General features: G+C 68.1%; 14 protein-coding genes. 9 read left to right on the top strand and 5 right to left on the bottom strand.

Translation table 11 applies throughout. The annotated features are described in order from the left end of the window. Positions 1–44: 44 nt before the first annotated feature. From AC5P6X_RS00660 to AC5P6X_RS00640, 5 genes are all read left to right on the top strand, one after another. On the top strand, positions 45–923 hold the full coding sequence (locus tag AC5P6X_RS00660; RefSeq protein WP_329755854.1) for a ParB N-terminal domain-containing protein: 879 nt from the start codon (positions 45–47) through the stop codon (positions 921–923). A 118-nt stretch (positions 924–1,041) separates the two neighbouring features. Further along, complete coding sequence (locus AC5P6X_RS00655; protein WP_024958724.1) at positions 1,042–2,328, top strand: DUF445 domain-containing protein; 1,287 nt, start codon at positions 1,042–1,044, stop codon at positions 2,326–2,328. Positions 2,329–2,574: 246 nt separating this feature from the next. After that, positions 2,575–2,889: a DUF3649 domain-containing protein gene (locus AC5P6X_RS00650; protein WP_033834719.1), complete on the top strand. Its 315-nt coding sequence runs from the start codon at positions 2,575–2,577 to the stop codon at positions 2,887–2,889. After that, positions 2,886–4,523 carry a PepSY-associated TM helix domain-containing protein gene (locus AC5P6X_RS00645; protein WP_049451319.1) on the top strand — a complete coding sequence of 546 codons (1,638 nt, stop codon included), beginning with the start codon at positions 2,886–2,888 and terminating at the stop codon, positions 4,521–4,523. The genes AC5P6X_RS00650 and AC5P6X_RS00645 overlap by 4 nt, the downstream gene beginning before the upstream one ends. Then, positions 4,520–4,849 (top strand): DUF3325 domain-containing protein, encoded by a 330-nt coding sequence (locus AC5P6X_RS00640; protein WP_049451318.1) that lies wholly within the window; start codon positions 4,520–4,522, stop codon positions 4,847–4,849. Before AC5P6X_RS00645 ends, AC5P6X_RS00640 begins: the two co-directional genes overlap by 4 nt. A 120-nt stretch (positions 4,850–4,969) precedes the next feature. On the opposite strand, the gene rlmKL is transcribed toward AC5P6X_RS00640, so the two are convergent. Together rlmKL and AC5P6X_RS00630 are read right to left on the bottom strand one after the other, a co-directional pair. Then, the gene (gene rlmKL, locus AC5P6X_RS00635) at positions 4,970–7,108 is read right to left on the bottom strand and encodes a bifunctional 23S rRNA (guanine(2069)-N(7))-methyltransferase RlmK/23S rRNA (guanine(2445)-N(2))-methyltransferase RlmL (RefSeq protein WP_495215284.1); all 2,139 of its coding nucleotides are present in this window, start codon (positions 7,106–7,108) and stop codon (positions 4,970–4,972) included. Between the two features lie 145 nt (positions 7,109–7,253). Beyond that, positions 7,254–7,781 (bottom strand): alpha/beta hydrolase, encoded by a 528-nt coding sequence (locus AC5P6X_RS00630; protein ID WP_024958728.1) that lies wholly within the window; start codon positions 7,779–7,781, stop codon positions 7,254–7,256. A gap of 72 nt (positions 7,782–7,853) precedes the next feature. On the opposite strand from AC5P6X_RS00630, the gene AC5P6X_RS00625 reads away from it, so the two are divergent. Beyond that, positions 7,854–8,420 carry an N-acetylmuramoyl-L-alanine amidase gene (locus AC5P6X_RS00625; RefSeq protein ID WP_329755857.1) on the top strand — a complete coding sequence of 189 codons (567 nt, stop codon included), beginning with the start codon at positions 7,854–7,856 and terminating at the stop codon, positions 8,418–8,420. 285 nt (positions 8,421–8,705) lie between these two features. Here the strand turns inward: AC5P6X_RS00625 and AC5P6X_RS00620 are convergent, their stop codons facing one another. The 3 genes from AC5P6X_RS00620 to AC5P6X_RS00610 all read right to left on the bottom strand — a co-directional run bounded on the left by AC5P6X_RS00620 (position 8,706) and on the right by AC5P6X_RS00610 (position 11,327). Then, positions 8,706–9,608, bottom strand: coding sequence for a sulfurtransferase (locus AC5P6X_RS00620; protein WP_123958376.1), 903 nt, complete (start codon positions 9,606–9,608; stop codon positions 8,706–8,708). Further along, the gene (locus AC5P6X_RS00615; protein WP_024957875.1) at positions 9,605–10,408 is read right to left on the bottom strand and encodes a CoA pyrophosphatase; all 804 of its coding nucleotides are present in this window, start codon (positions 10,406–10,408) and stop codon (positions 9,605–9,607) included. Before AC5P6X_RS00615 ends, AC5P6X_RS00620 begins: the two co-directional genes overlap by 4 nt. Before the next feature lie 217 nt (positions 10,409–10,625). After that, a complete protein-coding gene (locus AC5P6X_RS00610; RefSeq protein WP_005408797.1) occupies positions 10,626–11,327 on the bottom strand; it encodes an FKBP-type peptidyl-prolyl cis-trans isomerase in 702 nt (233 codons plus the stop codon). A 167-nt stretch (positions 11,328–11,494) separates the two neighbouring features. Between AC5P6X_RS00610 and AC5P6X_RS00605 the strand changes: the two genes are divergently transcribed. The 3 genes from AC5P6X_RS00605 to nth are packed head-to-tail and all read left to right on the top strand — an operon-like array spanning position 11,495 to position 13,324. Continuing rightward, positions 11,495–12,277 (top strand): enoyl-CoA hydratase/isomerase family protein, encoded by a 783-nt coding sequence (locus tag AC5P6X_RS00605; protein WP_012479639.1) that lies wholly within the window; start codon positions 11,495–11,497, stop codon positions 12,275–12,277. Between the two features lie 4 nt (positions 12,278–12,281). Beyond that, a complete protein-coding gene (locus tag AC5P6X_RS00600; protein WP_005408795.1) occupies positions 12,282–12,635 on the top strand; it encodes a hypothetical protein in 354 nt (117 codons plus the stop codon). Further along, positions 12,635–13,324: an endonuclease III gene (gene nth, locus AC5P6X_RS00595; RefSeq protein ID WP_005412772.1), complete on the top strand. Its 690-nt coding sequence runs from the start codon at positions 12,635–12,637 to the stop codon at positions 13,322–13,324. Before AC5P6X_RS00600 ends, nth begins: the two co-directional genes overlap by 1 nt. Positions 13,325–13,352: the final 28 nt, after the last annotated feature.

Genomic DNA, 13,352 nt, shown 5'->3' with positions numbered 1-13,352 from the left:
AGCGGGTACAATGGGCGGTTCCGCTCCTGCTCGCTGCCGTGCCCATGGATATCGTCGTCAAAGAAGAACTCAAGGCCTATATCGACCCGCTGACTGCGGACGAACATGACGCGCTGGAGCGCAGCATCCTGGCCGAGGGCTGTCGTGACGCGCTGGTCCTGTGGGGCAACGTACTGGTCGACGGCCACAATCGCTTCGGCATCTGCCAGAAGCATGGCCTGCCCTTCAACACCGTACAGAACACCCGCTTCCAGAGCATGGAAGACGTGCACCTGTGGATGATCGAGCAGCACCTGGGCCGTCGCAGCGTGTCCGACTTCCAGCGCGGCGTGCTGGCGCTGCGCAAGCGCGACATCCTGGCCGCCCGCAAGCAGATCGAGCAGGCGCAGCTGCAGCGCGAGAGCGATGGCACTGCCGACGTCACCGATGAGGCCGGTGAAGACAGCCCGCCGTGGGAACCGGCGCCGAAGATCAGCCGCGCCGAGCTGGCCCGCGAAGCCAAGCTGAGCACCAGCCAGGTTGGCATGATCGAGCGCATCCACGCCCAGGCCGCGGCCGAGGTGGTGGAAGCGGTCAAGGCCGGCGTGATCTCGATCAGCGCCGCCGCCGCCGTGGCTGACCTGCCGGAAGAAGAGCAGCGCGCCGCCGCCGCCGGTGGCAAGGACGAGCTGAAGCAGGCCGCCAAGCGCGTGCGCGAGTCCAAGCGCAAGCCGCGTGCGCCGAAGCCGGAAGCAGCCGGGATGGATTTCGAGGAGGCAAATGAGGACGAGATCGCCAGCCGCGATGCCGAGGTGCTGTCGGCGCTGGAGCAGCTGGGCGAGGACGCACCGGCGCTGCGCCGTCGGGTGGTCGCGCTGACCCGCGAGAACGACACCCTGCGCGCGCAACTGGCCGCGCTGCGCAAGCAACTGGAAGCGCTCTGAACCAAGGGGTAGTGCCGGCCGCTGGCCGGCAACGCCATGAACGTATCGGGTGCGTTGAGGATGCCGGCCAGCGGCCGGCACTACCAGATGCTCATGCCGTGCCGGTTAGACTTCCGGCATGACGTCTGCCAACGATCCGCGCCGCGCTCAGCTGCGGCGCCTGAAAGCCCTCGCGCTGGGCCTGCTGCTGTTGATGCTGGCCGGTTTCGCGGTCAGCCACTGGCAGGGCGAGCGCGGCATCTGGGCCTGGGTTTCGGCGTTCTGCGAGGCCGCAGCCGTGGGCGCACTGGCCGATTGGTTCGCCGTGGTCGCGCTGTTCCGGCGGCCGATGGGCCTGCCGATCCCGCACACCGCGATCATCCCGCGCAGCAAGGAACGCATCGGCGACAGCCTTGCGCTGTTCGTGCGCGACCAGTTCCTGGAGCCGGGCGTGCTGCTGGCCAAGCTGCAGGTGTTCGATCCGGCCAGCCGCCTCGGCAGCTGGCTGGCCGACCCGGCACGCTCGCGCATGCTGGCCGACATGGCCCGCGGCTGGGCGCTGCAGGCACTGGATTTCTTCGACGAAACCGCCGTGCGCCGGCAGCTGCACGGCTTCGTTGTGCAGCAGTTGCGGCAGTGGAATGCCGCTGCCACTGCCGGTGAGCTGCTGGCCCTGCTGACCGCCGATGGTCGCCATCAACGCGTGCTGGACGAAGGCCTGCAGCGGCTGGGCCGCTGGCTCGAGCAGCCCGAGGTGAAAGAACGCGCCTCGCAGCTGATCGTGCGTTACATCCAGCGCGAATGGCCGACGCTGTCGAGCACGGTGAACTGGGTCAAGCCGATTGACGAGATCGGCGACAGCCTGGCCGAGCGCCTGGCCCGCGCGGTACTGGAAGAGCTGCAGCAGGTACTGGCCGAGCCGCAGCATCCGCTGCGCCAGGATTACGAGAGCTGGCTGCAGAACTACGTGCAGCGCCTGCGCGAGGACCCGGCCCTGGCCGAACGCATCGAACAGCTCAAGCAGGAAATGATCGACCACCCGGCCTTGCAGGACTACGTGCAGGGGCTGTGGGCGCGCATCCATGCCAGCCTGCGCGCGGACCTGCAGCGCGAGGACTCGGCGCTGGTCGGCCACCTGCAACGCAGCCTGGGTTCGCTCGGTGCCAGCCTGCAGGCCGACCCGGCGCTGCGCGAGGCCCTCAACCAGCACCTGCTGGAAGGCGCGCAACGCCTGACCGGCCGCCTGCGCGAAGGCGTGACCACGCATATCGCGCAGACCGTGAAGGGCTGGGACGAGCGCCATCTGGTGGAACAGCTGGAACTGAGCGTGGGCCGCGACCTGCAGTTCATCCGGTTCAACGGCACCCTGGTGGGTGGCCTGATCGGCCTGCTGCTGCATGCGGCGACAGTGGTGTTCAGGTTCTAGGCCTCAACCCGCCCCTCGGGTCATCACGCTTGATTCATAAAATGCGAATGCCTATCATTTACTGATCGGTTGTACGCTTAGCCAATCGGGTGCGGAAGACGCACCCATCGCCCGTGTACATCCCCGACCTCTGGACTGCCCGTCTGCGCGGGCCGTGCTTTGTCGATGGGACACGCTGGGCGACATGCGCAGGGCGCAAGGGGGCCGCGGACGCGTTCCATCCCCTCTCCTACCTGCAGGAATGCCGTGGACCGCTCGCCCGCAACCGCCAGCCCCCGCACCTTCTTTTCCAACCCGCGCTGGGGCGTGCTGTCACGCTCGTTGGCCGCGATCTTCGGCGGTTACGCGCTGGCTTCGGTGACCAGCGTGTTCTGCGCCGTGGCCCTGCCCGGCGCACGTGGCCAGACCGTGCTGACCGGCATGCTGCTGGCCATCCTGGTCGCCGCCTGTGCGGCACTGTGGGCCTTCGCCACCCGCAGCGCGCTGCGCGCCTGGGTCGGCATCCTCGCGCCCGCGCTGCTGATGGCCGCCATTGCGCGCCTGATGGGGGCCTGGGCATGAAGAACGGATTCCGCCAGTCGATGGCCTGGCTGCACACCTGGACCGGGCTGCTGGTTGGCTGGTTGCTGCTGCTGATCTTCATGGCTGGCACGGCCAGCTACTACCGCGAGGAAATCAGCCGCTGGATGCGTCCGGAACTGCCGTCCAGCAACGTCAGCATCGACGTCGCCGCACAGCGCGCGGTGGACTACCTGCAGGCCAACGCCGCGCAGGCCGAAAACTGGTTCGTCACACTGCCGCAGCCGCGCAACCCGGCCATGCAGATGTTCTGGCGGTTGCCGCCGGAACTGGCCGATCCCAGCCGTGGCCGCCGCGGTGGCTTCGGCGACGCCACGCTGGACCCCAACACCGGCCAGGCATTGAAGGCGCGCGAGACCCGCGGCGGCGACTTCTTCTACCGCCTGCACTTCGACCTGCACTACATCCCGGTGCTGTGGGCACGCTATCTGGTCGGCTTCTGCGCGATGTTCATGCTGGTGGCGATCATCACCGGCGTCATCACCCACAAGAAAATCTTCAAGGACTTCTTCACCTTCCGCAAGGACAAGGGCCTGCGTTCCTGGCTTGATTTCCACAACGTCAGCGCGGTGATGGCCCTGCCCTACCACGCGATGATCACCTACACCGGCATTGTGACGTTGATGATCATGTACCTGCCGTGGGGGGTGAAGGTGGCCTACCCGCAGGACGAGGACCAGTTCTTCTTCGAGGCCTTCGGTGGCATGCCGGAGGTGACCGCACCGGCCGAAGGCCGCGCCGCGCCGCTGCCGATCGCACAGCTGTTGGACAGCGCACGTGCACACTGGCACGGCATGGAAGTGGCCGGCTTCACCGTATCCAACCCGGGCGCGGCCAATGCGGTGATCGACATCCGCCAGCGTGACGGCAAGCGCCTGTCCACCGACACCCCGGCCGTGCGCTACGACATGGTCAGCGGTGCGCTGCTGGAAGAGACGCCACCGTCGGGCGGAGCTACCGCGACCCGTGGCGTGCTGTATGGCCTGCACCTGGCCCGCTTCGCCGACTGGGGCCTGCGTGCACTGTTCTTCCTGTCCGGCCTGGTCGGCTGCCTGATGGTCGCCAGCGGTGTGGTGCTGTGGGCGGTGAAGGAACGCCCGAAGCATGCCAAGAGCGGCCGCACCGGCTTCGGCCTGCGCCTGGTCGATGCGCTGAACATCGGCACCGTGGCCGGCCTGCCGATCGCCTTCGCCGCCTATTTCTGGGGCAACCGCCTGCTGCCGCTGGACATCGCCGAGCGCTCGAGTGCGGAGGCCAACGTGTTCTTCTACGCCTGGGCCGGCGCGCTGCTGGCCGCCTTCATCTGGCCGAAGCGGATGATGTGGGCGTGGCAGCTCTACCTGGGCGCGGCCGCGTTCGCACTGGTACCGGTGGTCAATGCGCTGACCACGCATGCGCACCTGGGCAACACCCTGCGCAACGGCGACTGGGTATTGGCTGGCTTCGATCTGTCGATGATCGCGTTCGGCGCGATGCTGGCGCTGTGCGGTTGGCGCATGCAGCGCTGGACGCCACCGCTGAGTGCGGCCGAGAAGAAGAAGCGTGCGGCCGCTGCGGCTGCGCCGAAGGCATCGGTGAACACTGCAGAAGCGGCCGAAGCGGAGGCCAGCGCATGATGCTGCTGGCGCTGACCCTGTCGTTCTCTGCGTTTACTGCGCTGTCGCTGGCGATGGAAAAGCACCAGCACGATCTGCACGGCAAGGCTGCAGCCCCCCCGGCACGGCGCACGCAGTGGCGGGTACTGGGCTGGGCACTGCTGGCGGTAGCGTTCGCACTGTGCGTGGCCGACCACGGCTGGGCGATCGGCCCGGTGCTGTGGCTGGGCACGATGACTGTAGGCGGCGTGGCGCTGTCGTTCGGGTTGTATCCGTACCGACCGAAATGGATCGCACCGCTGGCGGTCGCGCTGCCCGTGGCCGGGCTACTGGTGGCGTTGCTGTAACCGGGCCACCGGGGTCGGATCCCTTTCGCGAAGCGCAAGGGCTCTGACCCCTGGTACGTAGATCCAGATGGGGTCAGAGCCCCTGCGCTTCGCGCAGGGGATCCGACCCCGGGCGTCGTGTTACCCCAACCGCTTCAGCTCCCACGCGCGATGGATGCGCGCGTTGCGTTCGAAGTCCGGGCCGATGGTGCGCGCGGTGATCTCGCTGCACTGGGCAAATTCGGCAATGGCGTTTTCTTCCAGCTTGAAGCGGCGGAAGTTGTTCGAGAAGTACAGCACGCCCCCCGGGGCCAGCCGCGCCACCGCCGCACGCAGCAGCTTCAGCTGTTCGCGCTGCACGTCGAAGTCATCGGCGCGTGCGGAGTTGGAGAAGGTCGGCGGGTCACAGAAGATCACGTCGTACTGGCCACGGTCACCTTCCAGCCAGGCCATCGCATCGGCCTGCACCAGAAGGTGCTGGTTGCCGCCCTGCCCGTTCAACGCCAGGTTGTCGTAGCACCACTGCAGGTAAGTGGCCGACAGGTCGACGCTGGTGGTGCTGGCGGCACCAGCCACGGCGGCCTGCACGCTGGCCACGCCGGTGTAGCAGAACAGGTTGAGGAAACGCTTGCCACGCACCTGCTCGGCCATCATCCGGCGCAGCGGGCGATGGTCGAGGAACAGGCCGGTATCGAGGTAGTCGAACAGGTTCACCTGCAGCAGTGCGTTGTTCTCGCGCACCACGATGAATTCATCTCGCTGCTCGAAGCGGCCGTACTTGCTGCCGCCCTTGCCGCGCTCGCGCGACTTCATCGAGACCTGTTCCGGCGACACGCCGAACACTTCGCGCGCGGCAGCCAGCAGCTCGTTGCGGCGGCGGCGCACGTCGTTCTCCGGAATCGCGGCCGGTGCGGCGTATTCCTGCACGTGCAGGAAGGTACGGCGCTTGCCGCCGTCTTCCTCGTACACGTCGATGGCGGCCGCGTACTCCGGCAGGTCAGCGTCATAGGCGCGGAAGCAGGTGATGTCTTCGCGGGCACGCCAGCTCTTGAACTTCTTCAGGTTCTTGCGCAGGCGGTTGGCCACCATCTGCGCGCCTTCGCTCAGCTCGCGTGGCTGTGCCGGATCACGGCCCGGCACGGCGATCGGGTCGCAGACGATCAGCGCACATTCCAGCGCACCATTGAACATCTGGTACTTCTTGCCCGCGCGCAGGCCGGTGGCGAAGGCCAGTTCGTCGTTGCCGCACAGCAGGCTGGCGCGCCACTGCGGCACCGCCTTCTGCAGGGCATTGCCCAATGCGCGGTACAGCGCCGGATCCGCAGCCAGGCGCTCGTCGTAGGGCGGGTTGCAGACCACCGCACCGATCTCCTGTTCGGGCGCGGCCAGGTCGGCCACATCGGCACGGGTGAAACGGATCGCGTGGGCGACGCCCGCGACCTCGGCATTCTCGCGTGCCGCCTGGATCGCGGTCGGGTCGATGTCGCTGCCGTGGATGACCGGCTTCAGCGCGGCCAGGCCGGCGGCCTCGCGATCGCGCGCTTCGCTCTGGATAGTCTTCCAGGCCGACTTGTCGAAGCCCAGCCAACGGCTCGGCGGCAGGCTGCCGTGGCGCATCAGGCCCGGGGCGACGTCGGCGGCCATCAGCGCGCCTTCGATCAGCAGCGTGCCGCTGCCGCACATCGGGTCCAGCAGGCCGCCACCGGCGGCGTGCAGGCGCGGCCACTGCGCGCGCAGCAGCAGCGCGGCGGCCAGGTTCTCCTTCAGCGGTGCCTCGTGGGCAGCACCGCGCCAGCCACGGCGGTGCAGCGGGCCACCGCCGAGGTCGATCGACAGCGAGGCGCGGCCCTTGCGCAGCGACAGGTTGACGCGCACATCAGGCAGGTCGGTGTTGACCGAGGGACGCTCCAGGCCTTCATCGCGCATGCGATCGACGATGGCGTCCTTGATCCGCTGCGCGGCGAAGCGGGCATGGGTGATCTTGTCGCCGGACACGTGTGCGTCCACCGCCAGGGTCATCTCCGGCTTGATGTGCTCGTGCCACGGCAGCGCACGCACGCCGTCATACAGGGCCTGCTCGTCCGGGCACTCGAACTCGTTGATCGGCCACAGCACGCGGCTGGCCAGGCGCGACCACATCACGATCCGCAGCGCCTGCTCCAGTTCGCCCTCGGCGTTGACGCCGGCAATGGTGGCAGTGGCCTTGCCAAGGCCCAGGGCCGACAGTTCATCGGCAAGCAGGTATTCCAGGCCCTTGGCGCAGGAGACGAAGAATTTCACGGGATCGGTTCGCAGGTGGTCGGGCGCGGCACAGGGGCCGGGCCGGTCGGAAAGGAGGGCCGTAGGCACGGCCGGCAGGCCCGCGCCAGGGGCGGCGGGGCTGCCATTGTAGTCAATGCGGGCGGGCGCGCCGTGCGCCCGGGCTTCACAGTTGCCGCAACAGGCGCTCGAAGGCCTGCGCGGAGGCCTCCACGTGGCGTTCCAGGCGGTGGCCGTCGTCGACCAGCAGCAGCTGCGCCGAACGCGCCTGCGCCCAGGCGATGACCCCGGCGGCCGGGACCACATCGTCATGCCAGGCCTGCACCACGGTGGTCGGCACGGCGGCGGCATCCAGCGCCGGCATTGGGCCCATGGTGGTGGGCGGCACCATCAGGAACAGGCCGGCCACCGGCACCTGCAACGAGGCGATGGCGGAGATGTAGGCGCCCAGGCTGGAGCCGGCCAGCACCACCGGCCCCTGCCGGGCAGCGATGGCGGCGCGCTCGACCAGGCGGCGCAGGCGGGTCGGCACGTCGCCCACCCGGCTGACCTCGCTCATCGCGTCCAGGTCGGTGTAGTCGGGGCGCTCGTGGGTCCAGCCCAGGCGCTGTGCCACCTCGGCCAGCGCGGTGACCTTGGTCGCCTCCGGGCCGCTCTCGAAGCCGTGGGACAGGATGCAGTGGCCGCGGCTCATGCGTGCGCTCCGCACGAACGGGCCGACAAGGAAAGGGAAGGCAGGTTCATGCCGCAATGCTAGCATCGCCGGATGCCCAACCCGCTCCTGCCCGGCCTGCAGCTGCAGCCCCTGCCCTACGAAGACCGCCTGCCACTGCGCGACCCGGCCACGCTGGAGATGGTGGTGATCCACTGCACCGAGCTGCCCGACCTGGCGATGGCCCGCGAGTACGGCGAGCGTGTGCTGTACGACAGTGGTGCCGGCAACAGCGGGCATTTCTACATCGACCGCGATGGCAGCGTGGTGCAGTACGTGGCACCGGAACGGGTGGCCCACCACGTGCGCGGCATGAACGCGCATACGCTGGGCATCGAGCTGGTCAATACCGGGCGCTACCCGCACTGGTTCGACAGCCGCCACCAGGCGATGGACGAGCCGTACACCGAAGCACAGTTGCAGGCGCTGGAGCAGCTGCTGCAGGCGCTGGTGGCACGCTATCCGTCGCTGCAGCGAATTGCCGGGCATGACCAGCTGGATCGGGAGCAGGTGCCGGCCAGCGATGACCCGACGCTGATGGTGGCGCGCAAGCGTGATCCGGGGCCGTTGTTCCCGTGGGCGCGGGTGCTGGCGAAGGTGCCACTGCAGCCGGTTGGGTAAGCGGCAGGGCTGCGCCCTGCCCCGCAGAAGCAACGTCAACGTCAAGAGCTCGCATTCCGAGGGATGGCGGGGTGGGGCCGGTTGCGGGGGACGCCGTAAACCCGTCCATGGGGGCTTGGCCGCGGCATCCATGCCGCGGACACCCCCGCAACCGGACCCACCCCGCCTTCGACAGATTTCTGCCGCTGTTGGTGGGTGCCGACCGTTGGTCGGCACGGGGTCGAATCGATCGGAGGGTGCCTTTGTCGCGTCGAGCCATGCTCGACTGCTTTTTGCTCGGATCGCTCAGGCGCCGGTCGCCACCGGGCGGCTGCTGTCGCTCACCCAACCGCTCCAGGAGTCGGCGTAGATGCGTGCGCCGCTCAGGCCTGCGCTTTCCATCGCCAGCAGCAGGTGGCAGGCGGTCACGCCGGAGCCGCACATCAGCACCACCTGCTGCGGATCACGGTTGCCGATCACACCCTGCAGCTCGACGCGCAGTTCCTGTGCATCGCGCAGCCGGCCGTCGGCGACGTTCAACGCAAACGGACGGTTGACCGCGCCGGGTACGTGGCCGGCGACCGGGTCCAGCGGCTCGACTTCGCCGCGGAAGCGTTCGCCCGCGCGTGCGTCGACCAGCCAGCCCGGCGCGTGCTTCAGGCGTGCGCTGATCTCCTCGGCATTGGCGATCTGGGTGGTGTCGAAACGGCCCGGGTAAGCCGGCAGCGCGGTCACCTCATCCGGCCCCGTCGCCAAAGGTTGCCGTGCGGCCTGCCACGCGGCGATACCACCATCGAGCACGGCCACCTTGCTGTGCCCGATCAGGCGCAGCAGCCACCACAGGCGCGAGGCGGCCATGCTGCCGTCGCTGCCGTCGTAGACCACCACCTGCGTGTCAGGACCGATGCCCCACTGGCCGAGCTTCGCGGCGAAGGCATCGCTGTCCGGCAGCGGATGGCGACCATGGCCGACGCGCGACAGATCGGACAGGTCACGATTCAGATCGGCATACACCGCACCCGGGATATGACCTGCCAGGTACTGGCCGCTACCTGCCTGCGGATCGGCCAGCGAGGAACGCGCATCAACCACCCGCACCGCGGTGCTGGCGGTGGCGCGTGCGTCGACCACGCGCACGCCCTCGCCCAACGCAGCGGCCAGGGTGGCGACATCGACCAGGGTGGTCCACGGCGGATCGTTCGGGTTCATTGCACTTGCTCCAGGCGGCGACGCAGGTTGTAGAGAATGGCCGCGGTGGCGCCCCAGATGCGCTGGCCGGGCCAGCTGTACTCAAGGACGTGACGGATGCGGCCGCGATGGTTGATTTCGACCTGGCGCAGGTTGTCCGCCGCCATCAGGTAGTCCAGCGGCACCTCGAACACCTCGGCCACTTCGCTGGGCTGCGGCACCGGCACGAAGTCCGGATCGACCACCGCCACCACCGGGGTGACCCGATAGCCGGTGATCGTCACGAAGGGATCGAGATAGCCCAGCGCCTGCACCTGGCCCGGAGCCAAGGCGATTTCTTCCTGGCTCTCACGCAATGCTGCCGCCAGTGCGTCGCGGTCGTCGGGCTCGGTGCGGCCGCCGGGGAATCCGACCTGGCCACCGTGCGTGCGCAGGGTTTCGGTGCGACGGGTGAGGATCACCTGCGCGCCACTGGCGCGCGGCACGATTCCCGCGAGCACGGCCGCTTCCACCGGAGGCCCGGGCGGCAGCAGATCGATCAGTTCGCTGCGGTTCCAGCCATCGCCGGCCGGCGGATCGGCCAACGGATGCAGCGCGCGCATCAAACGTTCGTGGTCGGCCAGCGAGCCGCGCAGTGATTGCTGGAGTTGCGCCCGCAACGGCTGCACGCGATGCAGGATGCGACTGCGTTCGTCGTTGCTCATCGACGACCACCGTGCGATTTCATCGATATGACGCCCGCAGCCGGTGCACTGCCGGTGCGGATCCAGCGTGCACACTCCGATGCAGGGACTTGCGACAACACGCGCCGTTTCTTCCATTGTTTGCACCCGGCAACAGTAGCGCGAACGGGCTGAATTTGCGCGGGTGGGCCGGTCGGACGGTAGAGTCGACTGTCAGTCGACTAGCGCGCGCAGCGCGGGCGTTTCCCCGATGTGACCCAAGAGCAGTCGACTGACAGTCGACTGTACCGTCAGGCACTGCGCAAACAAAAACGCGCCGGTGGAATCACCGGCGCGTTTGGTTTACTGCTTCGATTTACTTGACGCTGACCAGCTTGATCTCGAACTGCACAGCCACGTTCGGCGGGAACGGGGTGCGCGGGTCCGCACCGTAGGCCTGGTCCGGCGGCAGGGTGACTTCCCACTTCGAGCCGGCCGGCATCTGCAGCAGGGTCTCGCGCATGGCCTTCATTTCGACTTCGCTGACCTTGATCGACGGGATCTGCTGGGCCGGGCGGGCTTCGGTCGGGCGCTGGCCGTACGGGAACGGACCGGCCACTTCCAGCTGCACGGTGCTGGCCTGGGTCGGCTTGGCACCCTTGCCGGCTTCGATCACGCGGTACTGGACGCCGCTCGGCAGCGACTGCACGCCGGCCTTGGCCTTGTTCGCCGCGATGAACTGATCGCTCTTGGTCTTGTTTTCGGCAGCAGCCTTCTCGTACTCGGCCTTGGCAGCCTGGGCACGGCCCTGCTCGCGCTTCTGGAACGCTTCAACGGCCGGCTTCAGCTGCTCGGCGGTGATCGCCGGCTGCTTCTTGGCGTAGGCATCCTGCAGGCCCTTCACCACCGAGTTGATGTCCAGCTGCTCACCACGACCGGTCAGCTCCGCCAGGTTGTTGCCGTAGTCGTAACCGAAGTAGTAGCTCAGCTTGCCCTTCTCGGACGAGACGTCCTGGGCGAAGGCATTGCCCGTCAGGGCCAGGGCCGCGACGGCGACCGCGATAGAACGCAACTTCATCAAACAGTTCTCCAGGGGTGGTAACTCAGGGACGTTCTGCGCCGCCCTGAGGCGACGGGTTAGGATAACGGGCGCAACGTGTAACCGCTACTCACGATGCAGGCTATGACCCGTCTGCGTTCGCGGAGTTCAATATCACTTTTTTTTAACGTTCCAGGAGTTTCCCCGTGGCCGATGCCCTGATCGCTGTCACCGACGACGGCGCCATCCGCACCGTGACCGTCCAGCGCCCGGACAAGCTCAACGCCCTGAACGCCGCGACCCTGCAGGCCCTGGCCGAGGCCTTCAGCGCCGCCGCAGCAGACCCGGAGATCCGCGTGGTGGTGCTGACCGGTGCCGGCCCGAAGGCGTTCGTGGCTGGCGCTGACATCGCCGAGATGAACACACTCAGCGCGGTTCAGGGACGTGATTTCTCGCTGCTGGGCCAGGCCCTGATGCGCCAGATCGAGCGCATGCCCAAACCGGTCATCGCCCGCGTCAACGGTTTTGCCCTGGGCGGCGGCCTGGAACTGGCCATGGCCTGCCACCTGCGCATTGCCGCCGATACCGCCAAAGTCGGCCAACCGGAAATCAATCTCGGGCTGATTCCCGGCTTCGGCGGCAGCCAGCGCCTGCTGCGCCTGTGCGGCCGCGCCGCCACCCTGGAGCTATGCCTGCTGGGTGCACCGATCAATGCCGCACGTGCGCTGGAACTGGGGATCGTCAACGAGGTGGTACCGGCCGACGCGCTGGACAACCGCGTGCAGGACATCGCCCGGCAGCTGGCACGCTCGGCGCCGCTGGCCCTGCGCGGCCTGCTCGATGCGGTGCACGTGGGCGGCGAATGCAGCCTGGAAGCCGGGTTGGAATACGAAAGCGCACAGTTCGGCCTGCTGTTCGCCACCGAGGACATGCGCGAGGGAACCAGCGCCTTCCTGCAGCGCCGCCCGCCGGCCTTCCAGAACCGCTGACGCCATGGCATCCCGACCCAACCCCGCGCAGCTGTTTGCCCGGGTCCAGGCAGACGATCTCGATGGCGCCCTGCAGGCCGGGCTGATGGACTATGTCGCCCGCGCCGACGACGCGCAGTTGCTGCCCGGCCACCCGGAACTCCCGCAGCGGTTGCAGCAGGCCCAGCAGCAGCTTCAGGCCGCCTGGGCGGCACGCGAACGCTACCGCGCGCGTGCGGTGCGACTGGCCCGCCGCGAAGCCGAACGCGACGCGCGGCGCACGCCCGCCCCGGCGCCGGACGTGAAGCCCGCCCTGCCCGCCGCAGCGGCCGCCATCCTCGCCCGGGCCAAGGCCCGCGCCAGCGGCAAGGAGCAGTAATGGCCACCACAAAGAAGACCGCACGCGCCCCGGCGCGGCGTGGCGGCACGATGCCGCGCGCCGACGTGGTGGAGATGTTCACCCGCCTGCGCGAACTCAATCCACACCCGAAGACCGAACTGGAGTACAGCTCGCCGTTCGAGCTGCTGGTGGCGGTGGCGCTGTCGGCGCAGGCCACCGACGTCGGCGTCAACAAGGCCACGCGCCGCCTGTTCCCGGTGGCCAACACGCCGGCGAAGATTCTCGCGCTTGGCGAAGAAGGACTGAAGCAGTACATCGCCACCATCGGCCTGTTCAACGCCAAGGCGAAAAACGTGATTGCCACCTGCGCGATCCTGCTGGAAAAGCATGGCGGTGAAGTGCCGCGCGATCGCGATGCGCTGGAAGCACTCCCGGGCGTGGGCCGCAAGACCGCAAACGTGGTGCTCAACACCGCGTTCGGCGAGCCGGTGATGGCGGTGGACACGCATATCTTCCGCGTCTCCAACCGTACCGGCCTGGCCCCGGGAAAGAATGTGCGCGAAGTGGAAGACAAGCTGGTGACGGTGATCCCCGCCGAATTCCTGCTCGACGCGCATCACTGGCTGATCCTGCACGGACGTTATGTGTGCAAGGCGCGCAAGCCGGATTGCCCGGGATGCGTGATCGCCGATCTGTGCCGGTTCAAGGACAAGACCCCGGCCGAGTGACGGCCGCATCCATGCAGGGCGTGGATCG

The organism is Stenotrophomonas sp. YJH_SMC_40, from assembly GCF_059368615.1.
The sequence above is the reverse complement of the archived record's forward strand: the minus strand, read 5'-3'. Positions and strand labels throughout refer to the sequence as shown.